10 protein-coding genes are annotated in these 23608 nt (G+C 64.7%); 2 read left to right on the plus strand and 8 right to left on the minus strand.

The annotated features are described in order from the left end of the window. Together FJ471_RS12980 and FJ471_RS12985 are read right to left on the minus strand one after the other, a co-directional pair. On the minus strand, nucleotides 1-739 hold a 739-nt coding region (locus tag FJ471_RS12980), incomplete at its 3' end, for an FAD-binding oxidoreductase (protein ID WP_140803560.1). A 63-nt stretch (nucleotides 740-802) separates the two neighbouring features. Further along, entirely contained in the window at nucleotides 803-2341 is a 1539-nt protein-coding gene (locus FJ471_RS12985) for a trimethylamine methyltransferase family protein (RefSeq protein WP_140803562.1), read from the minus strand. A 211-nt stretch (nucleotides 2342-2552) separates the two neighbouring features. Between FJ471_RS12985 and FJ471_RS12990 the strand changes: the two genes are divergently transcribed. Further along, the gene (locus FJ471_RS12990) at nucleotides 2553-3143 is read left to right on the plus strand and encodes a transglycosylase SLT domain-containing protein (protein ID WP_140803564.1); all 591 of its coding nucleotides are present in this window, start codon (nucleotides 2553-2555) and stop codon (nucleotides 3141-3143) included. Between the two features lie 12 nt (nucleotides 3144-3155). Here the strand turns inward: FJ471_RS12990 and FJ471_RS12995 are convergent, their stop codons facing one another. The 6 genes from FJ471_RS12995 to FJ471_RS13020 all read right to left on the minus strand — a co-directional run bounded on the left by FJ471_RS12995 (nucleotide 3156) and on the right by FJ471_RS13020 (nucleotide 17804). Next, on the minus strand, nucleotides 3156-5486 hold the full coding sequence (locus FJ471_RS12995) for an ABC transporter ATP-binding protein (RefSeq protein ID WP_140803566.1): 2331 nt from the start codon (nucleotides 5484-5486) through the stop codon (nucleotides 3156-3158). A gap of 50 nt (nucleotides 5487-5536) precedes the next feature. Beyond that, on the minus strand, nucleotides 5537-6694 hold the full coding sequence (locus tag FJ471_RS13000; protein WP_140803568.1) for an ABC transporter permease: 1158 nt from the start codon (nucleotides 6692-6694) through the stop codon (nucleotides 5537-5539). 12 nt (nucleotides 6695-6706) lie between these two features. Further along, nucleotides 6707-7741, minus strand: coding sequence for an ABC transporter permease (locus FJ471_RS13005; RefSeq protein WP_140803570.1), 1035 nt, complete (start codon nucleotides 7739-7741; stop codon nucleotides 6707-6709). Nucleotides 7742-7890: 149 nt separating this feature from the next. Beyond that, a complete protein-coding gene (locus FJ471_RS13010) occupies nucleotides 7891-9552 on the minus strand; it encodes an ABC transporter substrate-binding protein (RefSeq protein WP_140803572.1) in 1662 nt (553 codons plus the stop codon). A 264-nt stretch (nucleotides 9553-9816) separates the two neighbouring features. Next, complete coding sequence (locus FJ471_RS13015; RefSeq protein ID WP_140803574.1) at nucleotides 9817-15873, minus strand: translocation/assembly module TamB domain-containing protein; 6057 nt, start codon at nucleotides 15871-15873, stop codon at nucleotides 9817-9819. A 2-nt stretch (nucleotides 15874-15875) separates the two neighbouring features. Then, entirely contained in the window at nucleotides 15876-17804 is a 1929-nt protein-coding gene (locus FJ471_RS13020) for an autotransporter assembly complex family protein (protein ID WP_140803576.1), read from the minus strand. A 277-nt stretch (nucleotides 17805-18081) separates the two neighbouring features. Here FJ471_RS13020 and FJ471_RS13025 point away from each other — a divergent pair, with 277 nt between their 5' ends. Then, complete coding sequence (locus tag FJ471_RS13025; protein ID WP_140803578.1) at nucleotides 18082-23562, plus strand: alpha-2-macroglobulin family protein; 5481 nt, start codon at nucleotides 18082-18084, stop codon at nucleotides 23560-23562. Nucleotides 23563-23608: the final 46 nt, after the last annotated feature.

Consider the following 23608-nt stretch of genomic DNA (forward strand, 5'->3'; position numbering starts at 1 on the left):
TCTCGGTGCCGGTCTTCTTGTTCCAGTCGGCGACCTCGGGCATGTCCTCGGTGATCAGGTACATATGCTCCATCGCGAGCACCGGCAGCTCCAGCCCGACCATGCGGCCGACCTCGCGCGCCCACAGGCCACCGGCATTGACGACATGCTCGGTCACCACTTCGCCCTTGTTGGTGATGACGCGCCACAGCCCGTCGGGCCGGCGCACGATGTCCTCGACCTTGGTGAAGCGCTCGACTTCGGCGCCCAGTTTGCGCGCCGCCTTGGCATAGGCATGCGTCACGCCAGATGGATCGAGGTGGCCGTCCTCCTTGTTGCGCACCGCGCCGACGAACTGGCTGGGATCGATGAGCGGCATCAATTCCGCCGCTTCCTTGGCCGAGATCACTTCGAGATCGATGCCGAGATAGCGCCCCTTCGACACCACGCCGCGCAGCCAGTCGAGCCGCGCCTCGGTCGCCGCCAGCAGCACGCCGCCGGTGAGATGCACGCCGGTCGCCTGTCCCGAGAGTTCCTCGATCTCCTTGTAGAGCGAGATCGTGTATTTCTGCAGCTTGGCGACGTTGGGATCGCCATTGATCGTGTGCATGCCGCCGGCCGCATGCCAGGTCGAGCCCGACGTCAGCTCGTCGCGCTCCAGCAGCACGACATCGGTCCAGCCATGGCGAGCAAGATGGAACAGCACCGAGCATCCGACGACACCGCCGCCGATGACCACGACCTTTGCATGCGACTTCATGGGTTTTCTCGTTGGTTCAGTGAGTTGAGAGGTTGAAATGAATCAATATGGGAAGCTGGTCCCTCACGGCTCGCCTTGCCCGATCGTTTCCTTGCGGCGGGCCATATAGGCTTCGAGCGCCTCGCGCACGGCAGGCTCCATGGCCGGCTGGACATACTCCTCCAGCGCTTTCTTCCAGAGCCGCGTCGCGCGCGCCGTCGTGTCGAGCGCCCCCGCCTCCTGCCAGGCCTCGTAATTCTGCCAGTTGGACAGCATCGGCTGATAGAAGGCGGTGGCATAGCGCTCCAGCGTGTGCGGCTCGCCGAAGAAATGGCCGCCGGTCGGCACAGCGCCCAGCGCCTCGACCGCGAGCTCCGGCTCGTCGACCACGATCGGCCGCAGGAATTCCATCATGTGCTGGATCATCTCGACATCGATGATGAGCTTTTCGAACGAGGCCGTCAGCCCGCCCTCCTGCCAGCCGGCGGCATGATAGACGAGATTGCCGTGGCCCAGCACCGCGCCCCACAAAGCCATCAGCGTCTCATAGGCGCCCTGCGCATCGGCTGCATTGGAGGCCGAGCCCGGCGTGGTGCGGTACGGCAAGTTGTAGCGCCGCGCCAGCTGTCCGGAAGCGATATTGGCCTTGGTGTTCTCCGGCGTGCCGAAGGCTGGCGCGCCCGACTTCATGTCGACATTGGAGGTGAAGGCGCCATACATCACCGGCGCTCCGGGGCGCACCAGTTGCGTCAGCACGATGCCGAACAGCGCTTCGGCGTTCTGCTGCGCCAGCGCGCCGGCCAGCGTCACCGGGCTCATCGCGCCCATCAGCGTGAACGGCGTCACCGCCACCGACTGGCCGTATTCGGCCATGGTCATCAGCCCTTCGGCCATCATCTCGTCGAAGCGGCGCGGCGAGTTGACCGAAATGATGGTGGTGATGCCGGGGTCCTGCGCCAACTGCTCCAGCGTCAGCTCTCGCGCGATCGCCATCATCTCGATGCCGTCCAGCGCCCTGCCCCGGCCGATCGCCGAGACATGGAAGCATTTGTCGGTCAGCGTCAGATTGGCGAAATAGGTGTCCATATGCCTAGTGTTCGCCGGCAGCTCGATCGGCGCGCAAACCTGGTTGCCGAGCATGTGGATGCAGTTGAAATGCTGCGCCAGCCGGACGAGATCCGAGTAGTCGGCGAGATTGCCGGCGCGGCGGCCGCGCTCCATGTCATGCACGTTGGGCGGGCCGGCGACGAGCGTGAAGTTGATGGTGCTGCCGCCGATATGGATGGCGTGCGCCGGATTGCGTGGAGTAAGCGTGTAATTGCTGCGCGTCGACTTCAGCGCCGCCTCGACCATGCCGCGATCGACGCGCACATTCATCGAGCCGCGATCGACCTTGGCGCCGGCGCGCTCGAACAGCGACAGCGCCCGCGGGCTCATCACCTCGATGCCGAAATTCTCCAGTATATGCATCGATGCCTGGTGGATGGCCTCGATCTGGTCGGCCGACAGCAACGCCATCGGCGGATAGGGATTCTCCACCCGCCGCCGCGGCAGTTGTGGAATGGCCGCGGGGCCACGGTTGCTGGTGCGCTCGGCGCCGCGCTTGCGTCTTGGTTCGCTCATGCACGCATCAGAGCGCCGGCATCACATGCGAGCTGTCAGGAATTCGCCATTTGCCGGCGTGATTTTAGCCAAGGCGGCATTTTTCAAAATCGGCGAAAAGAATAACGACACAGGCAGTCGCGATATCGATACCCGGCTTTTTTGCGCCCCCGCGCCGGCGTTAAGGAACCGCGCAAGACTCCTTTTATGATTTCGGCCTATTCGTCTTCCAATGCGTAGGTCGAGTTTTAGTAAAATTGTAGCTGTTTCCGTGCTGCTGGCGCTTTCGGCCTGCGCGACGGCGCCCAGCCACATCAACAATGTCTGCGCCGTCTTCGACCAGAATGACGGCTGGTTCGACAACTGGCAGTCGGCCGCCGAGCGGACCGAGCAGAAATACGGCATTCCCGTTCCCGTGCTGATGGCGACGGTGCGCAAGGAATCCGGCTTCAAGAGCAATGCCCGCCCGCCGCGCACCAAGCTGCTCGGCTTCATCCCGTGGAAGCATGTCTCGAGCGCCACCGGCTACTCGCAGGCGCTCGACGGCACCTGGTCGCAATATCAGCGGGAGACCGGCAACTGGGCGGCACGCCGGACGCGCTTTACCGACGCCGTCGATTTTGTCGGCTGGTATCATTCCAAGACGGCGGACACGTTCGGCGTCGCCCGCAACGACACCTACAATCTTTACCTCGCCTATTACCTCGGCTGGACCGCCTATGGCCGCGGCAATCGCGGCGACGCCGGCGTTCAAAGCTACGCGCGCGCCACCGATCAGATGGCGCGCGATTATCAGGCGCAGCTACGGCAATGCGGAAACTAGCTGCTTCCGGGACTAGTGCCGCCTCGTCCTGTCTTTTGGCCCTTTGACACCGGTTTCGGAAGTCTCGTCGCGCACTTTGTTGCGACGACCTCGCATTCCGGCCTGGTCCTGCTCCACGGCGTCGCCGATCTCGTCCGCTTCCGCGGTCGAGGATTTGCCACGCGGTCTGTTGGGCGCCGCGCCTGTCGACCCCGGCCCGGTGCCGTGCGCATCTTCCGGCACGCCTTCATGCGCGGCATGTTCCTTGTCGAACTTGATGACCGGCTCCATCTTGGTCAGCACGTCGTCCGAAAGCCAGCACAGGCTCGTATGGCCGCCGCCGAGATCCTTCACCGGCGGCACCTTCGTCTCGCACAGATTGTCCGGCACCAGCTTCTTGTAGCCGCAGCGCGTCTGGAACGGGCAGCCGGTCGGCGGGTTCATCGCCGACGGGATGTCGCCTTCGAGCACGATGTGCTTCTTGACCACGCTGGTGTCGGCGATCGGGATCGCCGAGAGCAACGCCTCGGTGTAGGGATGGTAAGGCGGCGAGAAGATCTGGTCCGTCGTCCCCTGCTCGACGATATAGCCCAGATACATGACGACGACGCGGTCGGCGATGTAGCGCACCACCGACAGGTCGTGGCTGATGAACAGCATCGTCGTCTTGTTCTTGCGCTGGATATCCATCAAGAGCTCGGTCACCGCCGCCTGCACCGAGACATCGAGCGCCGAGACCGGCTCGTCGGCCACCACCACCTTGGCATCGCCGGCAAAGGCGCGCGCGACGCCGATGCGCTGCTTCTGGCCGCCCGACAGCTGGCGCGGCTTGCGGGTCTCGAAGGCGCGCGGCAGCTTCACCAGGTCGAGCAGCTCCAGCATGCGCTGGCGCCGCTCGGCGACATTCTTGCCGACATTGAACTTTTCCAGTGTGCGGATGATCTGCGATCCGACGCTGTGGCTGGGGTTCAGCGTATCGAACGGGTTCTGGAACACCATCTGGATCGACGAGACGGTATCGACGCCGCGGTTCTCGATGCCCGTCGACTGGATCTCCTTGTTGGCCAGGGTCACCGTGCCGGAGCTGGCGGTCTCCAGGCCGAGCAGCACCTTGGCCAGCGTCGACTTTCCGCAGCCGGACTCGCCGACGATAGCCACCGTCTCGGATTCGCGCGCGGTGAACGAGATCGTCTCGTTGGCCTTGACGACCCGGCCTTCGCTGGAGCCGAACACCTCGCTGCCGCCGACCCTGTAGTATTTCTTGAGGTCCTGGATCTTCAGCACCGGCGCGCCGGGCTCGACCTTTTCGCTGACCTTCTTGGCGCCAGGCGGCAGCGCCTCCCAGTCGATCTCGTTGAAGCGCACGCAGCGCGAGAAATGCCCCTCATGGCCCTCGACCGGGATCATCGGGATTTCCGCGGCGTTGCAGACGCCCTCGACGAAATGGTGGCAGCGCGGACCGAAATTGCAGCCCTTCGGCCGCTCATGCGGCAGCGGCAACTGTCCAGGAATGGAGATCAGCGGCCGTGAATTCTTGTCGGCGCCGGGCAGCGGGATCGAACGGAACAGCCCTTGCGTATAGGGATGGCGCATCCGGTCGAACACGTCCTCGATCTTGCCGGTCTCGACCGCCTCGCCGGAATACATCACCGTGATCTTGTTGCAGGTCTCGAGGATGAGGCCCAGATTGTGCGACACGAAGATCATTGAGGTGCCGAACTTCTCGCCGAGCCCCTTGACCAGCTCGACGATGCCGGCCTCGACGGTGACGTCGAGCGCGGTGGTCGGCTCGTCGAGCAGAAGCAGCGCCGGCTTGGACAACAGCGCCATGGCGATGACGATGCGCTGCTGCTGGCCGCCGGAAAGCTGGTGCGGATAGGAACGCATCATGCGCTCCGGATCGGGCAGCTTCACCGCCCGCACCATCTCCAGCGCTCTGGTGTAGGCCTCCTCCTTCGACACCTTGTCGTGGATCAGCGGCACTTCCATCAATTGCTGGCCGATCTTCATCGCCGGATTGAGGCTCGCCATCGGCTCCTGGTAGATCATGGCGATCTTGTTGCCGCGGATGGCGCGCAGCTCCTCCTCGGAGAGCTCGCCCATATCCTTGCCCTGGAACTTGATCTTGCCGCCGACGATCTTCCCGATGTTGGAGAGGTCGCGCATGATGCCGAGCGACACAGTCGACTTGCCACAGCCGGACTCGCCGACGATGCCCATCGCCTCGCCGGGCATCACCGTGCAGGAAAAATCCATCACGGCCGGGATCTCGCCCTTGCGGGTGAAGAAGGAGATCGAGAGATTCTCGATCTCGATGATCGGCTGACCGGTCGCCTTGGCTGGATCTCGAACTGCCTCGTTCATGGGTCGCTCCAATCCTTGGTTCTTGGCAAGTAGGGCCTAAGACCCCGCCATCAATCCTTCATCGACTGTTCGCGCAGTGAGTCCGCCAAAAGGTTCAGCCCCAGCACGAACGACATCAGGGCGATCGTCGGCGGCAGCGCCGGGTGTATGAAGGAACGCAGCAGCCGGCTGGCGTCCTTGATCGCGGTGCCCCAGTCGGGGCTTTCCGGCGCCAGGCCCAGGCCGAAATAGCCGAGCGTTCCGAGCAGGATCGTCGTGTAGCCGATGCGCAGGCAGGCATCGACGATCAGCGGACCGCGCGCATTGGGCAGGATCTCCCACAGCATGATGTACCAGGGCGATTCACCGCGCGTCTGCGCCGCCGCCACATAGTCGCGCGTCTTGATGTCCATGGTCAGCCCGCGCACGATGCGGAACACGCCGGGGCTGGAGGCGAACACCACCGCCACGAAGATGTTGAGCTGGTTGGGATCGATGTGGACGATCTTGAGCGGATCCTTGTCGAAGACCAGGCCGGTATAGATCCAGCCGCCGACGACCAGCGTTATGCCGAGCAGGATATAGAGCCGGTCCGGCCGGTTCTTGTAGCGGGTCCAGAACAGCACGCAGAAGAAGATGATCGGGAACAGGAAGAACAGTCCCGCCATCGCATAGGGGATCGGCGTGTCCATGATGCCCGGCGTCACCAGCAGGTAGAACAAGAGGATAACCGGGAAGGCCAGCACCAGGTTGGCAAGGAACGACAGCAGCGTGTCGATCTTGCCGCCATAGTAACCGGCCGGCAGGCCGAGCGTGATGCCGACCATCAGCGCGAAACCGGTGGCGGCCGGCGCGATGATCAGCACGATCTGGCTGCCATAGACCATGCGCGAGAACACGTCGCGGGCAAGCTTGTCGCCGCCGAAATAATAGACGAGCTTCGACGCCGGCTCGATCGCGCCGGGCAGCGTGTCCTTCATCACCGAGACCTGCGCCAGCGGATCGAAGGGCGAGATGGTCGAGGCGAAGATCGCCGTGAACAGCCAGAACAGGCAGATGAAGACGCCGGCAATGCCGACGCCGCTGTCGAAGAGCTGGCCGTAGAGTCCCAGCCGCTTCTTGTAGGTAAAGCTGGCGCCCATCACCAGGATGAGGGCGACCCACACCGGCCAGAACCGCCAGAGCACGCCGAGAACCACGTCGAAGGCGCTGATATATTCGGTTTGCATCGGCCCTGCCCTCTACTGAACCCGGATACGCGGATTGAGAAACGCGTAGCCGACATCGGAAATGAGCTGCGTGATCAGCACGATGAACACCGAGACCAGCGAGCAGCCGAGCAGCAGGTCGATGTCGTTGTTGCCGGCGGCTTCGACCAGCGTGTAGCCGAAACCCTGGTAGCGGAACATCACCTCGACGATGACAACGCCGGTGAGCAGCCACGGGAACTGCAGCATGATGACGGTGAATGGCGCGATCAGCGCGTTGCGCAAGGCGTGCTTGATCACCACGCTGCTGAAGGACAGGCCCTTCAGCCGGGCGGTGCGGATATATTGCTGCGTCATCACCTCGACCATCGAGGCGCGTGTCATGCGCGCGATGTAACCGATGCCGTAGATCGCCAGCGTGATCACCGGCAGGGTGAAATTGTAGAAGGTGATGCCCTGGCTGGCGGACGCGGCCGAGCCGTTCAGCCAGCCGAGCCAGGATGCGAAGATGACGGTAAAGATGACGCCGGACACATATTCGGGCGTCGCCGTCGAAGCGATCGAGGCGACGGACAATGTCCGGTCCGTGCGTGAGCCTTCGCGCATGCCGGCAAGAATGCCGATGAGCAGCGAGATCGGCACCATCACCGCCAGCACCCAGAACATCAGCAATCCGGTAGCGCCGAGGGCCGGGAAGAGTTTCGCGGCGACGGTCGTCTTGAATTTGGTCGAGCAGCCGAAGTCACCCTGCAGCACACCGGAGAATTTCGGCTCCGTCGGATCGTTGCAGAAGGAGAAGCGCTGCGTCGTCTTGCCGGTCGCCGGATCGGTGATCGGGTGCTTTGGCACGACGCCAAGCCACTGGCCGTAACGCACGAAGAAGTTCTGCCGGTAGCCATGATTGACCAGCCAGCTTTCAAGCTGGTCGGCGGGCGTGTGCATCTCGGTCTGGCTGATCGCCAGCTTCTTCAGATTGGGCTCGAGATTGACGAGGAAGAAGACGACCAGCGTCAGGCACAGCATCGTAAGCAGTATCGTTCCGATGCGTCTGGCGATGAATGAGAACATGCGCACCCCCTGCCGGCCGGGTTGGGGTCAGATACGTTCAACCCTGTTTCGTAATGCGGATGACGCCCCGCCACCGCTGCAGGATATGCAACGGCGACGAAGCTGCAAATACGAGGGGCGGCTGCCCCTCGTATTCATCGCGCCATGGATCACGCCTGGTCGAGCCAGACCTTGCCGAAGTCGTGCTCGTAGGTGGGGTGCATCGAGTGGTTCTTCACCTCGGGCTTGATGTTGATGTAGAGCTTGCGCCAGTAAGGCTGGATGATGATGCCGGAATCCTGCAGGGTCTGCTCGATATCCTTCATCACAACCTTGCGCTTCTCCGCATCGGCGATGCCGAGCGCCTCGTTCACCTTCTTGTCGAAGTCCGGATTGGCATAGGCCGTCTCGTTCCACGCTTCACCGGTGCGGTAAGCGATGGCGATCACCTGGATGCCCAGCGGGCGCATGTTCCAGTTGGTCTCCGAGAAGGGATACTTGGTCCAGTCGTTCCAGAAGGTCGAGCTCGGCAGCACCGTGCGCTTCACCTTGATGCCGGCTTCGCGCAGCTGGGCCGCGATCGCGTCCGTGGTGTTCTTGTGGTAGTCCTCGTCGTTGCTGATCAGCTCGTGCTCGAAATCGATCGCGCCGGCTTCCGTCAGCATCTGCTTGGCCTTGGCGATGTCGCGCTTGACCTCGGGCAGCTTGACATATTCCGGATGGATCGGCGCGACATGGTGGTTTTCGGCCGGCGTGCCGGCATTGCCGTAGCCGAGCTGCAGCACGGTGGCGTTGTCGACGGCGAGCAGCATCGCCTGACGAACCTTCTGGTCGTCATAGGGCTTTTTGCCGACGTTGAAGCGCGACACAACCGTGGCGGCCGTCACGACTTCCGAAACCGGCGCGCCGACATCCGCGATGATCTTGATGTAGTCGGCGGTGGTTTCGTGGTTGGTCTGGACTTCGCCCGACTCGAAAGCCGAGACGGTCGCCGCCGGATCGGTGCCGTAGTCGATGAACTCGACGCCGTCGAGGAAGGCCTCGCCCTGCCACCACTTGCCGGTCGTGCGGCGCTTGTAGACCACTTTCTGACCGACGTCGTAGGAGACCAGCTCGAACGGACCGGTGCCGATCGGGCAGTTCTTGAAGTTGGCGCCCTTCTCGTCGAAGGTCTTGTGCACGACCAGCGCCGGGTAGTCGCACAGGTTCGGGATGATGGCGATGTCGGGCTTGGTCAGCTTGAGCTTGACCGTCATGTCGTCGACCTTGACGACGGAGCCCTCGCGCAGCTTCTTGGACGTCTCGTCGACCAGGCTGCCGAGGCGGCCAGGCATCGAGTTGCCTTCCGCGCCCTTGTCGGCCCAACGGGTGAAATTGTAGATCACGTCGTCGGCGGTGAACTTGTCGCCATTGTTCCATTCGACGCCCGGTCGCACATGCAGCGTGTATTCGGTGGCGTCGTCATTGATGTCCCAGCTTGCCAGCAGGTACGGCGCGAAGGTGTATTCCTTGGTGTATTTCACCAGCGGCTCGAGCGCCTGGCGCTCGGCATTGGAGATTTCGGACCAGTCGGCGGTGCGCGGATCCTTCGGGTCCTTGATGGACATCGCGACCTTGATCACGCCGCCCTTCTTGCCCTGCACATCCTCGGCCCTGGCCGGGGTCGGATCGGCGAGGCCGAGCATGCCATAGGCCATTGCCGTCGATGCGCCGAAGACGCTGGCCAATGCCAGGAATTCTCGACGGTCCACATTGCTGCCCGTCTTGGCTTCTTCGGCCATTTTCAGGATGTGATCCGGAACACGATCACCGTTGCTCTTATAGATTGCCATGACTTACTCCCATTGTTGGCTTTCCGCCTTTTAACATTCCGCATCCAGACCGCGTTGTCAAAAGACGGTGTGGAGCAGGAACATGCTAGGGAATGTGCATCTTTGGTGGCAACCCGGTTCGCGCGATAGCGACAGTCTTGACGCAAATTTGTTATCGCGACGCGGATTTCCCAAAAAATCGCCGCGACCGATTAAATCAATACATTTTATGCGGATAAAGGCCCCGCGCCCGTGGCGCGCAGGCAGGGAAACGGCGGCGCGGCCTCAATATTCGCGTTCGTAGAAGACGCCGCCCTTTGCTTCGCCGGCATCATTGGCCTCGCCGCGCAGCTTCACGCCGCGACCGACATTGAGGTCGATCGTGGCCTTGCCGGAGCCCGGCTTGTCGCCCTTCTGTATGGTCACATAGGTGCGGTCGTTGAGGTACTTGCCGGCCGAAACCGCGGTGCCGCCCTTCTCGTCCGTCGTCACGTCGAGATCGTCGACGCCGATGGCGCTTTGCAAATTCTCGAGCAACGAGGTCGAGCCGCCGACGCCGGCCAGCTGCGCGGCCGCGCTTGCAAGTTGCGCGATCTGCAGCGGCGACAGTTTGGACATGGATTGACCGAAGATGAGCTGCGCAAGCACCTCGTCCTGGGGCAGCGCCGGCACGGAGGAGAAGGTGAATTTCGGATTGGTCGCCTCGCCCGACACGAGGATCGTGACCGTGGCGCTGCTCGTCGTGGTGGTCGCCGTCATGTTGAGATAGGGCACCAGCGAACCCTGGAACCCGATCGTGCCCTCGGTGAAGGTCAGCCGCTTGGAGAGGATGATCAGCCGTCCGCGCTGCAGGGTGAAAGTGCCGACCGCCTGCGGCGCCGAAGCCGGCCCTGTCAGCTTCAGCGAGCCCCCGAGCTCGGCGTCGACGCCCCTGCCCTGGATGAAGATCTGGTTCGGCGCGTTGACCGTCACATCGAGCGTCAGGCCGCTGCCGCTGTTGCTGCTGCCGCTGGACGTCGCCGGACGCAGCGCCTTGTCCTGCGCCCGCACCGAAGCCGGCGCATTCTTGTGCTTGACGTCCAGCGCCGACAGCGAGCCCGGCAGCTTCTCGGGAACGGTGATGACCGTCCTCGCCAGGTTGACGGTACCCGCGATCACCGGCGCCGAGACGAGCGGCCCCTTGACGGTCAGGTCGCCGCCGAGATTGGCGGTCACCACCCGGCCGTCGGTGTAGCGGCCGTCGGTGAGCTTGATCGACAGGTCGGCCGGGAAGCCTTGCGCCGGCGTGATGCCGACCGTGCCGCTGGCCGAAAGATTGCCTTTTGTCGAAAGCGTGCCGGTGAGCCGATTGATCCTGGCCACGCCGCTCCCGATTGAAACGTCGGCGGCGATGTCGTTCACCGCCAGGCCGGAGCGGGCATCGACCAGGCGGGCGCCGGAGGTGCTCACCGTTCCGCCGATCACCGGCGACGACGCCGGACCACGCACCTGCACGTTGACATTGGCGATTCCGGTCAGCCCCAGCCCTTGCGCGGCGAGCTTCGAGGCAAGGAAGGAGAACGGCACCTTGCCGTTGAAGTCGAGAACCAGGGCCGGCGTGCCCGCCGTCGTCACCGAGCCGCCGCCCTTGAGGCCGAGGCCGGCGCCATCGCTGATATTGGCGTCGAAGGCGAGCTTGTTGCCGGCAAAGGTTCCCGACGACGACACATTCATGCCGCCGAGCCCGGCGCCGCGCGTCTGCGAGGTCTGCACGCCGGAAGCGTCGATGTTGAAGGCGACCGAGGGGGCCGCCGGCACGCCGGTGACCTTGACCGTGCCCGAGATCGAGCCGGCCGCTTCGAGGCCCGGCGAAAAACTGTTGGCGAGCGAGATCGGCACCCTGGCCAGATTGGCGTTGATGTCCAGCGCCTGCGCGACCTTGCCCGTCACCGTCGCCGTGCCGCCGCCAAGGTTGAGCACCAGCCGGTCGAGCGTCGTCACGCCGTTGGCGATGGTGACCGTCGAGGTCTGCGCGATCGCGGCCTTGATGCCCTGCACCGTCGCCTGCCCCGATGCGAGCTCGATGGTCGTCGTGCCGTTGGCGACCTTCACCCGGCCGGCCGCCTTCGCCGGGATGTTCTTGACGGTGGCCCCGCCCGAGAAGCCGGTCCAGTCGCCGTCGCGCTTGAGATCGACATCGATGCCGGTGATGGCGGTGCCGCCGGACGTCACGCTCTCGGCGCGCACAGTGCCCGCGATGACGGGTGCTGCCATATAGTTCGCGATCTGCGCGTCGATGGCGACATTCCTGGCCGAGAGGTCGCCGCGCTTGATCTCCGAGGTGTTCGCCTTGATCGCGACATTCGGCCCGTTGGCCGCCTTGGTGAAGGCGATCGTGCCGCGCACATTGCCCTCGGCCTTTTCCAGCGCCAGCGCCGCGAGCGGCCCGATATCGGGCAGGTCGAGCGACACTGTGCCGACCGGCACGAAGGCGTCGTCAAGGGCGAGATCGCCGGAAATCTTGTTCGGACCGAGCGACAACAGAAGCCCGTTGATCGCGCGGCTGCCATCGGTCGTGGCGAGCACCGCGGTGCCTTGCAGGTTCTGGCCGGCGACATTGCCGGTGAGCTGCACATTGGCCGCCGGATTGGCGGCATCGGCCTTGCCGCTGGCCGTCAGCTTCAGCCCGGTGATCTCGCGCGCCGCCACCGAAAGGCGGTCGCTGCTCACCGTCATCGACAGGTCCGGCGCGGTGACCGGGCCTTGCGCATTCAAGGCAAAGGCAATGGCGCCCTTGGCGTCCTTCGACAGCCCCGAAACATCGCTCAACGCACCTCTGATCCCAGCCGCCAGCTTGCCGTCGGCAAGGCCTGCCTGCCCGTCGGCGCTGAGCGCGCCCGAATTCAGCTTCAGCCCGTCGACATTGACATTGCCTTTGGCATCGCGCTTCAGCGCGGCGCTCAACTGCGCGGTCTCGCCAAGCATGCCGCGCACCGCAGCCGGCAAGGCGGAAGAAGCGACGTCGGCCTTCATATTGAGGTCGACCACGCCGTCGCCCAGCGATATACGGCCCGCGACCTGGCTGTTGAGCGCATCGCTCGTCAAGGACCCGCTGTTGACGGCGACGGAATCGGTTGCCAGGCGGCCGTTGACCTTGGCCGTGACCTTGCCGGCGATGAGCGGCGCGATCAACTGATTGTCGAGGCCGATCCTGTCCACCGACACCATGCCGGAAACTTGGCCTGCCCGTCCCCTGAGGTCGAAAGCGTCCGAATGCAGCGCGAGCGTCAGGCCGTCCACCTTGGTCTGGCTGGCCACGATGGACGGCAGGATTGCGGACACATCGAGCCGCGCTTGCGTGCTCTCGCCCACCATCTTCGCCGACAAGGACTGGACCGCGATTTTGACCGGGCTCTCGGCGCTGCCGACCGTCAGCGGCAGGCTGGGTCCGGACGACGTAAGGTCGAGGGAGAAATCGCTGGCGCCGTTGGGGTTGAGGGTACCGGTGGCCTTGCCCGAAATCCCCTGGCCCGAAAGCGTGGCGTGATCCAGGGCCACGCCGTCCGCCAGCGTGTAGCTGCCGGCAGCGTCCAGATCCAGCGGCCCGAGCCCCGCCTGCCGGGTCTGGCTGGTCTGCGCGCCCGCCACCTTCGCGTTGAACTGCACGTCGGGGTTGGACGATGGGCCGGTGACATGTGCCGTGCCTTCCACCGTTCCAGCCCCATCGAGGCCGGGCACGAAATCATTGGCGAGCGCCACCGGGAGGTTGGCAAGATTGGCCGTCAGGTCGAGGGTCTGACCGGCGCTGCCGGAAACCGTCGCCGAGCCGCCGCCGAGATTGAGCGCGAGCTTCTCGATCGTAGCCACGCCATTGGCGATGGAAAGGCTGGACGGCTCGGCTATGGCCGCCTTGATGCCGCGCACCGTCGCCTCGCCGGAAGCGATTTCCACGCTCGTCGTGCCGTTGGCGATCTTCACCCGCCCGGTGGCGGTGGCCGGAATGCCGGACGCCGTGGCGCCGCCGGTGAAGTTGGTCCAGTCGCCGTCGCGCTTCAAATCGATGCCGATGCCGCTGATGACCGTGCTGCCGGACGTCACGCTGTCAGCCTTGATCGTGCCCGAGATCGCAGGCCCCTTGAGATAGTTGGCGATCAACGCGTTGACGGTGATCGTCTTTGCCGCCAGATCGCCGCGCGCGATCGACGTGGCGGCGGCATTGATGGTGACGGTCGGCGCCTCGCCCTCCTTGGCGAAGGCGATCGTGCCATTGATATCGCCGGTCGCGGTCTGATTGGCGAGCGCCGCGAGCGGCCCGATGTCGGGCACGGCAAGCGTCAGCGTGCCGAGCGGCAGGAACTTGTCGTCGAGCGCGAGATCGCCCGAGACCTTGTTGTCGCCGAGCGCAAGGCTGAGCCCCTTGATCGAGCGCTTGCCGTCGGCGGTCACCAGCGACGCCTCGATATCGAGCGCCTGCCCCTCGGCGTTGCCGGTCAGCGAGACGTTGGCGGTCGGATTGGCGATGTCGGCCTTGCCCTTGGCCGAGAGCTTGATGTCCTTCACCGTGCGGCCGGCCGCCGTCAGGCTAGCGCTGTCGGCGGACACCGTGAAATCCGGCGCCAGGCGCGGACCGGTTGCGCTCAGCGCGAAATTGACCCCGCCGGCAAGCGGCGTGCCGGCGAGCGACGACAGCGACGAGACGTCGCCCAGCGTGCCTTTCACATCGGCCTGGATGTCCGAGCCTTGCGCGCTGGCGGTGCCGCTGGCGCTGAGCGAACCCGAGGTGAGCTCCAGCGAATTGGCGGCGAACGCGCCCTGCGGATCGCGGGTCGCGGTCGCCGAAAACTTCACGCGCTCGCCGAGCAGCGAGCTGATCTGCGGCGGCAATGCCTTCGAGACGGCGTCGGCATTCATCTTCAGCGTCATCGACAGGTCGGCGAGCGAGATGCCTGCCGTCAGCGCGGCATTGAGCGCATCGCTGCGCAAGGTGCCCTTGTCGATGGTCACGGTCTCGCGGCTGATCGTGCCGGAAAGATCGGCGGCAAGCTTGCCGGTCACCAGCGGCGCCAGTGTCGCCACGTCCGTCTTCAGTCCGGCGGCGGCGAGATTGATGCTGACCGGGCCGCTGAGGGTGACGATGTCGAAGCCGTCGGAATGGATCTGGCCCGTAATGTTGTTGAGCTGCGTGCCGCCGACGGCCACCGAGGTAAGCGACGTGCCGATATCGACCATCGGCGCCTTGCCGTCGCCGAAGGCGCGCACGGTCGCCTTCTCGACCGCGACCAGGATGGGAACCGCGCTGTTGCCGACATCGATGGTGACCGGCTTGCCCTTGGCGGAGAGCTCGACCGCGAGGTCGCTGGCGCCCTTCGGATCGACATTGCCGGTCGCGGCGCCGTGCACCGCATCGCTCTCGATGGTCGCGCGCTCGATATCGACCCCGCCCGACGTGGTCGCCGTTCCGGCAAGGTCGAAGCTCGTCTTGCCGGCAAACAGCGCCTTTATCTTTTCCGGCAGGAAGCCTTCGAACTCGCCGTCGCCCTTGGCTTCGATACGATGGCCCTTGTCGGTCAGCTGGTGCCGGCCGGTCAGCTGGCTGACGATCCGGCCATCGACCATGAAGGTGCCGACGCCGCTCCAGTTGGCCAAAGGCCCGCTGCCGGAAACGACGATGTTGACGGGCGGCGCATCCGGCAGCTTGAGCAGATTGGCGATGATGCCGCCGGCCGGCTCCGACGCCTTGAGATCGAGGTCGAGCTTGTTGTCGGCCGGCGCAAAGTGGATCTTGGCGTCGACATTGCCCTGCTTGCCGTCATGGCGGGAGACGTTGAGCACACTCTCGATCGCCAGCGGCGACGGATCGGCCTTGAGCGAGCCCTTGGCGGCCAACTCGGCAATGCCGGAGCCAGCCAGTTCCTGTCCCAGAGCGATCTCCGGCAGGTCGATCTGCTTGACGTCGATCGAAACCGGCAGGCTCGTCGAGCCGCCGCCCTGCGACGGCTGCTGGCTCGGCTGCGGCAGCCGCGCCACCTCTATGCGCTCGGCGGCGAAGCGGTCGGCAGTGAAATTCCGGGAGAGCAGCGCCGTCGGCGACCAGTCGAGCGCTACCTTACGCGCCACCATCCAAGGGCCGGCGCGGTCTTCCAGCACGACGTGGTCCACCCTCAGCGCACCCGTCCAGATGCCTTCTATGCCGGCGACCGTGACCTTGCGGTCCTCGTTCGAAGCCATCTTCGAAATCAGGCTGGCGAGATTCTGGCGGCCGCCCTCGGTGCCGGTAAGCACGACCAGCGCGCCGATCGCCACCACCAGCAAGACGAGCAGCGCGTAGAGGCATATGCGGAGAATGCGCCAGAAAATCTTCATCGTCAGAACGCCTGACCGATGCCGGCATAGATGCCGAAATGCGGATCGCCCGGATCGCGGTTGAGCGGCACGGCGGCGTCGATGCGCAGCGGACCGAACGGCGTGATATAGCGCAGGCCGACGCCGGCGCCGACCTTCACATCCGAGAAATCGGGGAAGGATTTGATCGAGACCGTGCCGGCGTCGACGAACGGCACGATGCCGATCGTGTCGGTGACGCCGATGCGCATCTCGACCGAGGTTTCGAAGAAGGAGAGACCGCCGATCGGTTGGCCGTCAATGTCCTTCGGGCCGATGCCCTGGTAGGAATAGCCGCGCACCGAGCCGCCGCCGCCGGAATAGAAGCGCCGGTCGGCGGGCACGTTCTGCAGCCCGGTGCCGACGATCGAGCCCAGCGTCGCGCGTTCGGCGAGCACGAACCGGCTTGCCGTGTCCAGCGACTGGTAGGTGTAGCCCTCGCCCTTCAGCTTCAGGAAGGTCGCGCCATTCAAGATGTCGTAGCTCGGCTCGGCATAGGCGAGGAAGCGGAACCCCCTGGTCGGATTCAGCTTGTTGTCGCGGTTGTCATAGACATATTGCAGCGGCACGCTGGCGATCAGATAGGTATGCTTGCCGAAGGCGTCGGTGATCCGCGAATAATCGAGGTCGAATTCGGCCGAGACGCGCTGCTTCTTGTCGAGGTCGTAGGAAACGCCCACGTCGCCCTTGACCGAGAAATGGTCATAGGCATCGGGATGTTCGAACACCGTCTTGACGCCAGTGAAGAATTTCGACGTCGGCCCGAGCACGCCCGGCTTCTCGAACATCACGCCGGCATTGTAGTTGAGCGCCGAAAGGCTGTTGCTGCCGATGCCGCTGATCGAGCCGTCGATGCGCAGCTTCTCGGCCTGGCCGAACAGGTTGCGGTGTCCCCAATAGCCTTCGAGCCCGAGCCCTTCCGTGTTCGAGAAGGTGCCGCCGATGCCGAAATAGCGCGGCTTGCGCTCGCTCACCTGGACATCGATCGGGATGTTGCCGTTGGCGTCGAGGCTGTCGGCTTCCTTGATCGTCACGCTGTTGAAGACTTCGAGCCCGAGCAGTCGGTCGCGGGCATCGTCGATTTCCTGCGGCGAATATTGCTGGCCCCGCTTCAGCCCGGTCATGTATTCGGTGAAGTCGCGATCGACCTTTTCCGTGCCCTCGACCGTCGTATCGCCATAGCTGGCGACCGGGCCGGCCGCCACCGTCAGCGTGACGTCCAGCGTCGAGCTGGCATGCTCGGCGACGATTTCGCGGTCCGTCACCTTGGCCAGCGGCCTGCCCTCTTCCTTCAGCGCCCGCACGATCAGCGCTTCGGCCTTGAGCACGGCGCCGGAGCCGGCGTCGCCACCGGCGATCAGCCCGAAATCGGCGCTCGCCAGCCCGGCGGCATCGCCCTTCAGCCGGATGTTGCCCAGCGTGAATTTCGCCCCCGGGACGACGCTGACGACGACCGGAATGGGCTGCGGCCCCTTGAATTCGGCGTCCGGCGGCAATTCGTCGATCGATTTGCCGTCGATCGTGATGGTGACCACGCCCTCGTAGCGGGCATCGGCATAGAGCGCGGCGACGAGCTGTTCGCGGTCGCCGCGCGCCTTGGCCATCAGGCCGAGCGATCCGGACACCGGATGGTCCTCGTCGTTTTTCAGCGCCGAGGCGTTTTCGAGCTTCTTGACCAGATCCTTGTCCGCATCCGGGGCGTCGATCGTCACCGAATAGCGCAGCGGATCGACGATCTCGGCATCCTCGTCCTTGGACGAACCCCAAAGCTTGATGCCGAAAATCTCGAAAGCCGCCGCCTGCCGCACCTCCGTGGCCAGCACGGTCGAGCAGACGAGCGCGAAAAACAGGGCGCGCGAAAGCCCGCGCCCTGGCGCGAACCCTCCTGACATCTGCGTTTCATGCGCCGGCATTAAGACAACCTAGTCGACAAAACTAAAATTGGAATGAAGTTCCGCAACGTTCGTAAAGGAGCCACAATCCAATTGTCTGAAATAGAGCGGGCTTGGAATTCACACCTTTTGCGATTCCGCAAGAAAGTGTGATCCGTCTCACAGAGGTTCTGTCGAAATACCGGCCTTTGGCCGGCATGGAAACCGTTTGCGGGTGATAAACCTGCGGCGCTCCGGCGTTGACAAGCCTGCACGAAGCTTGATCATACCTGGACGCTGGCGATGTCTGGAGGGTGGTATGGCAATGCGCGCGGCTCGTGGTCTCTCTTTCCTTCTTCTCATCTTTTTCGCCCTGGGCGGGGCGGCCTTTGCGGCCGAAGCCCGGCGAATCGTGACGACCGACAATTCCGACTATTTCGGTTTCGACCTTCGGTCGGAGCAGAATGTCAGCCTCGACCAGTGCAAGACCACATGCCTCGGCGACTCGGCCTGCCGTGCCTTCACCTACAACACCAAGGCCAAATGGTGTTTTCTCAAATCCGACTATAACCAGCTGAAATCCTTCACCGGCGCCGTTGCCGGCAAGGTCGCGAACGTCGATGGCGACCCCGATATCGGCGCTCCGCCGGCGCTGGCCTTTTTCCCGAACTGGATGGCCGACCAGGCCCAGCAGTTTCGCAACAAGCTGACCGATCCGGCCTATGACAAGCCGACCGAGGGCCTTTCCGCCCTGCAGGCCGCCGCCGAGCAGGCATCGCTTACCGGCGACCATCGCCTTGCCATGCAGAAATACCAGTCCGCGATCTCGGTCCTGCCCGATGACGGCGCGCTGTGGCTGGCGCTGGCGCACGAGATACTCGCCGTGGAGCCGGCGTCGAACACCACCGAACCCGCGACTTTCCCGATGAATGCCACCTCGGCGGCCTTCAACGCCTACAAGCTGGTGCGCACGGCAAAGACCCGCGCCGAGGCGTTGGCGCTGCTCGGCGCCGGCCTCGACAAGCGCGACCTCTACCGGCCTTCGCTGCAGGCCTATGAAGCGAGCCTTGCGCTGGTGAGCTCGCCGGCGGTCCAGGCCGACTACGCCGACCTCAAGGCGCGCAAGGGTTTCCGCGTCGTCGAGCACACCGTCGATGCCGATTCCTCCTCGCCGCGCATCTGCGCCCAGTTTTCCGAGGAACTGGTCAAGACCGGCGTCGACTATTCGCAGTTCGTGACCGTCGACAACGCCGCGCCCAAGGCCGTCGAGGCCAAGGACAAGCAGATCTGCGTCGAGGGTCTGGAACACGGCCAGCATTATGACGTGACCTTCCGCGCCGGCCTGCCGGCGGCGATCGGCGAGACGATCGCAGCGCCCGTCGTGCTGTCGATCTACGTCCAGGACCGTGCCCCGTCCGCCCGCTTCACCGGCGACAGCTTCGTACTGCCGGCAGGCGCCCGCCGCGGCATTCCGGTCGTCACCGTCAACATGAACGCCGCCAAGATGACGCTTTACCGCATCGGCGACCGTTCGCTGGCGCAGCTCCTGTCCGGCTATCAGTTCCTGCATCAGCTCGATGGCTATGACATCTCCACCATTTCCGACCAGATGGGCTCTCCCGTCTGGTCGGGCACGCTCGATATCGCCAATGATCTCAACAAGGAGGTTACCACTTCGTTCCCGGTGGATGAGGCGATCCCGCAGCGCAAGCCCGGCGTCTATGTGCTGACCGCGCAGCCGGTCGATGACAAGAGCGACGACTATGGTTCGCGCGCCACGCAATGGTTCGTGGTCTCCGATATCGGCCTTTCCACCTATACCGGCCAGGACGGCCTCAACGTCTTTGCCCGTTCGCTGGGCTCGGCCAAGCCGATTTCCGGCGCCGAACTGACGCTGCTGGCCAAGAACAACGAGATCCTGGGCACGGCGACCACCGATGTCGAGGGCCACGCCGTCTTCAATCCCGGCCTCACCCGCGGCGAAAACGGCATGGTGCCGGCCGTGCTGATGGCCAAGCAGGGCGACAACGACTTCGTCTTCCTCGACATGGGCAAGGCCGGCTTCGATCTGTCGGATCGCGGCGTCGAGGGACGCGCCTCGCCGGGCGCTCTCGACGTCTATGCCTGGACCGAGCGCGGCATCTACCGTGCCGGCGAGGACGTGCATGTCGCGGCCCTCGCCCGCGATGGCGCGGCGAAGGCGGTCGAGAACTTGCCGCTGACCTTCATCTTCACCCGTCCCGACGGCGTCGAGAACCGCCGCGTCGTGAGCAATGGCGAGTCCGCGGGCGGCCACGCCGTCGACCTGCCGCTCGAGGCCAACGCCATGCGCGGCACCTGGACGGTGTCGATCTACACCGATCCCAAGCAGGCGCCGGTCGCCAGCCAGATGTTCCTGGTGGAAGACTTCGTGCCGGATCGCATCGAGTTCGACCTGACCGCCGACAAGAAGGAGATCGCCCAGGGCGAGACCGCCAACGCCACCGTCGACGGCCGCTTCCTCTACGGCGCGCCGGCCGCGGGCCTGGCGCTTGAAGGCGAGATGACACTGTCGACCACGAGCAGCTGGGACAGCTTCAAGAATTTCACCTTTGGTCTGGCCGACGAGCAGTCGAGCGAGCCTACCGTGACGCCTCTCGCCAACCTTCCCGTCGTCGGCGACGACGGCAAGGCGACCTTCCCGGTCACCGTCGACCAGTTGCCGTCGACCACCAAGCTGGTCAACGCCAAGGTCACCGTGCGCATGCGCGAGGCCGGCGGCCGCGCCGTCGAGCGCTCTCTCGACATCGGCGTTCGCCCGCAGCGCGACGTCATCGGCGTTCGCCCCGATTTCGCCGATGATGAGGTGCCGCAAGGCGGCACCGCCAAGTTCAGCATCATCGCCGTCGACCCGAACGGCAAGCGCGAGGACTTGAAAGGCGCCCAGTGGTCGCTGGTCAAGGTCGAGCGCAATTATCAATGGTACCGTTCCAACAATTCCTGGAGCTACGAAGCGGTGAACCTCACCAAGGCCGTCGCCAATGGCGCGGTCGACCTGAAGGCCGATGGCGAGGCGACGGTGTCGCTGCCCGTCGACTGGGGCCGTTACCGGCTCGAGGTCGAGACGGCCGATCCGGACGGTCCGGCGACCAGCTATGAGTTCGATGCCGGCTGGTATGTCGCTTCCACCACCACCGAGACGCCCGACGGCCTGGAGATCGCGCTGGACAAGGACAGTTACGCCGCCGGCGAGGTCGCCAAGCTGAAGGTCTCGCCGCATTTTGCCGGCGAACTTCTGGTCACCATCGGCGCCGAGAAGCTGTTGAAGACGGTCACCGCTTCGGTGCCGGCCGGCGGCAGCACCGTCGACATCCCGGTCGGCGACGATTGGGGCGCCGGCGCCTATATCACGGCGACCTTGTTCCGGCCCGGCGACGCGCAGGAATCGCGCATGCCGGCCCGCGCCATTGGCATCCAATGGCTGTCGGTCGATCCGGGCTCGAAGAAGCTGGCGGTCAGCCTGACACCGCCGGAAAAGACCGTGCCGCGCCAGCAGCTGTCGATCCCCGTTGCGGTGAACGGCGCTCAAGCCGGCAGCAATGCCTATGTGATGGTGGCTGCCGTCGATGTCGGCATCCTCAACCTCACCAACTACAAGGCGCCCGATCCCGAGGACTGGTTCTTCGGCCAGCGCATGCTGGGGCTGGAGATCCGCGACCTCTACGGACGCCTGATCGACGGCTCGCTCGGCACCATGGGTAAGATACGGACAGGCGGCGATGGCGCGAACATGCAGGCGCAAGGCAGCCCGCCGACCGAAAAGCTGGTCGCCTTCTTCTCCGGCCCGGTCGAGCTCGACGCCAACGGCAAGGCGCGGGTCGATTTCGACATCCCGCAGTTCAACGGCACCGTGCGCGTCATGGCCGTCGCCTGGACCAAGGATGCGGTCGGCCATGCCCAGACCGACGTCATCGTGCGCGATCCGGTGGTGATCACCGCCGGCCTGCCGCGCTTCCTGGCGCCCGGCGATGCGGCGACCATGCGCCTCGACATCGCCGACACCGATGGCCCGGCCGGGGACTACGCCTTGTCGGTCACCACGACCGGAGACCTTACGACCGGCGACAAACCCCTGCCCGAGAAGCTGACGCTCGCCGAGGGCAAGCGCCAGTCGCTCACCTTCCCGCTGGTCGCGAAGACCGCGGGCGACGCCTCGATTACCGTCAAGCTGGCCCACGCCGACGGCACGCAAGCCGAGCAAACGCTCTATCTGCCGGTGCGTCCGGCGCAGCTTCCGGTCACCAACCGCATGGTTGTCGACCTGAAGCCCAATGGCGGCTCGCTGCGCGTCGACAAGGAACTGCTTGCCGCAAGCGTGCTCGACGGCGCCTCGGTCAGCGTCGGCGTTTCGCAGTCCTCCGCGCTCGACGTGCCGTCGCTTCTGATGTCGCTCGACCGCTACCCCTATGGCTGCGCCGAGCAGACCACCAGCCGTGCCATGCCGCTGCTCTATGTCAACGACATGGCCAAGAGCATCGGCATGGAGAACGACCCGGACCTGCATCAGCGCATCCAGGACGCCATCTACAAGGTGCTCTCCTATCAGTCGTCGAGCGGCAGCTTCGGCCTCTGGGGGCCGGGTTCCGGCGATCTGTGGCTCGACGCCTATGTCAGCGAATTCCTGACCCGGGCGCGCGAGGAGAAATATGACGTGCCGGCGCTCGCCATGAACCAGGCGCTGAACAACCTGCAGAACTCGCTCGGCTACGACCAGGACGTCCAGGACAAGGGCAGCGAGATCGCCTATGCGCTCTACGTGCTCGCCCGCAACAAGAAGGCCTCGATCGGCGATCTGCGCTACTACGCCGACACGCAGCTCGAAGCTTTCTCCAGCCCGATGGCCGTCGCCCAACTGGCGGCAAGCCTGGCGCTCTACGGCGACACGCAGCGTTCGGAATCGACCTTCCAGACGGCGCTCAGGCTGGCGCAGTCGGAAACCGACTACGATTGGTACCGCTCCGACTACGGCTCGCGGCTGCGCGATGGCGCGGCGATGCTGGCGCTGGCGGCGGAATCGAAGCCGGTGCCGAGCATCATGCCGCAACTGATCAAGCTGGTGGGCGTGGCGCGCGCCGATGCCCGCTGGACGAGCACGCAGGACGAATCCTGGATGCTGCTGGCCGCGCGGGCATTGAAGGAAGGCAATGATTCCATCACGCTTTCCGTCAACGGAGCGCCGCATTCGGGCGGCTATTCCGACCAAGTCGCCGGCAGCGAGCTTGTCGACAGCCCGCTCACCATCGCCAACACCGGCGCGACGCCGCTGCAGGCGGTGGTCACGGCGGTTGCCGCGCCGGTCGATCCGCTGCCGGCCGGCGGCGACGGCTTCACCATCGATCGCACCTACTACAAGCTCGACGGCACCGCGGCCAATGTCACCGAAGCCAAGCAGAACGAGCGCTACGTGGTCGTGCTCAAGGTCTATGAGCAGAACAAATGGCCGTCGCGGCTCCTGATCACCGACCTGTTGCCGGCCGGCTTCGAGATCGACAATCCGAGCCTGGTTTCCAGCGCGCAATTGTCGAACTTCTCCTGGTTGGCGCAGACCGACGCCGCGCATCTGGAGTTCCGCGACGACCGCTTCGTCGCCGCCTTCAATCCGAACGAAGGCGACGGTGACCGCAACATCACGCTGGCCTATGTCGTGCGCGCCGTGACGCCGGGCACCTACGCCCATCCTGCGGCGACGGTGGAGGACATGTACCGTCCGCAATATTCGGCCCGCACCGCCACCGGCGTGATGGAGGTCAAGGCGGAATAGCAAGGTTGCCCGTTTAGCCTTCTCCCTGTCACGATACAGGGAGAAG

Origin of the sequence: Mesorhizobium sp. B2-7-1 (assembly GCF_006440735.1) — a bacterium.
Taxonomy (GTDB): domain Bacteria; phylum Pseudomonadota; class Alphaproteobacteria; order Rhizobiales; family Rhizobiaceae; genus Mesorhizobium.

Coding starts and splice junctions, on each gene's coding strand:
- FJ471_RS12995 (WP_140803566.1), bottom strand. CDS start 5,486: ATGAACGAGGCAGTTCGAGATCCAGCCAAGGCGACCGGTCAGCCGATC.
- FJ471_RS12990 (WP_140803564.1), top strand. CDS start 2,553: ATGCGTAGGTCGAGTTTTAGTAAAATTGTAGCTGTTTCCGTGCTGCTG.
- FJ471_RS13010 (WP_140803572.1), bottom strand. CDS start 9,552: ATGGCAATCTATAAGAGCAACGGTGATCGTGTTCCGGATCACATCCTG.
- FJ471_RS12985 (WP_140803562.1), bottom strand. CDS start 2,341: ATGAGCGAACCAAGACGCAAGCGCGGCGCCGAGCGCACCAGCAACCGT.
- FJ471_RS13005 (WP_140803570.1), bottom strand. CDS start 7,741: ATGTTCTCATTCATCGCCAGACGCATCGGAACGATACTGCTTACGATG.
- FJ471_RS13025 (WP_140803578.1), top strand. CDS start 18,082: ATGGCAATGCGCGCGGCTCGTGGTCTCTCTTTCCTTCTTCTCATCTTT.
- FJ471_RS13020 (WP_140803576.1), bottom strand. CDS start 17,804: ATGCCGGCGCATGAAACGCAGATGTCAGGAGGGTTCGCGCCAGGGCGC.
- FJ471_RS13015 (WP_140803574.1), bottom strand. CDS start 15,873: ATGAAGATTTTCTGGCGCATTCTCCGCATATGCCTCTACGCGCTGCTC.
- FJ471_RS13000 (WP_140803568.1), bottom strand. CDS start 6,694: ATGCAAACCGAATATATCAGCGCCTTCGACGTGGTTCTCGGCGTGCTC.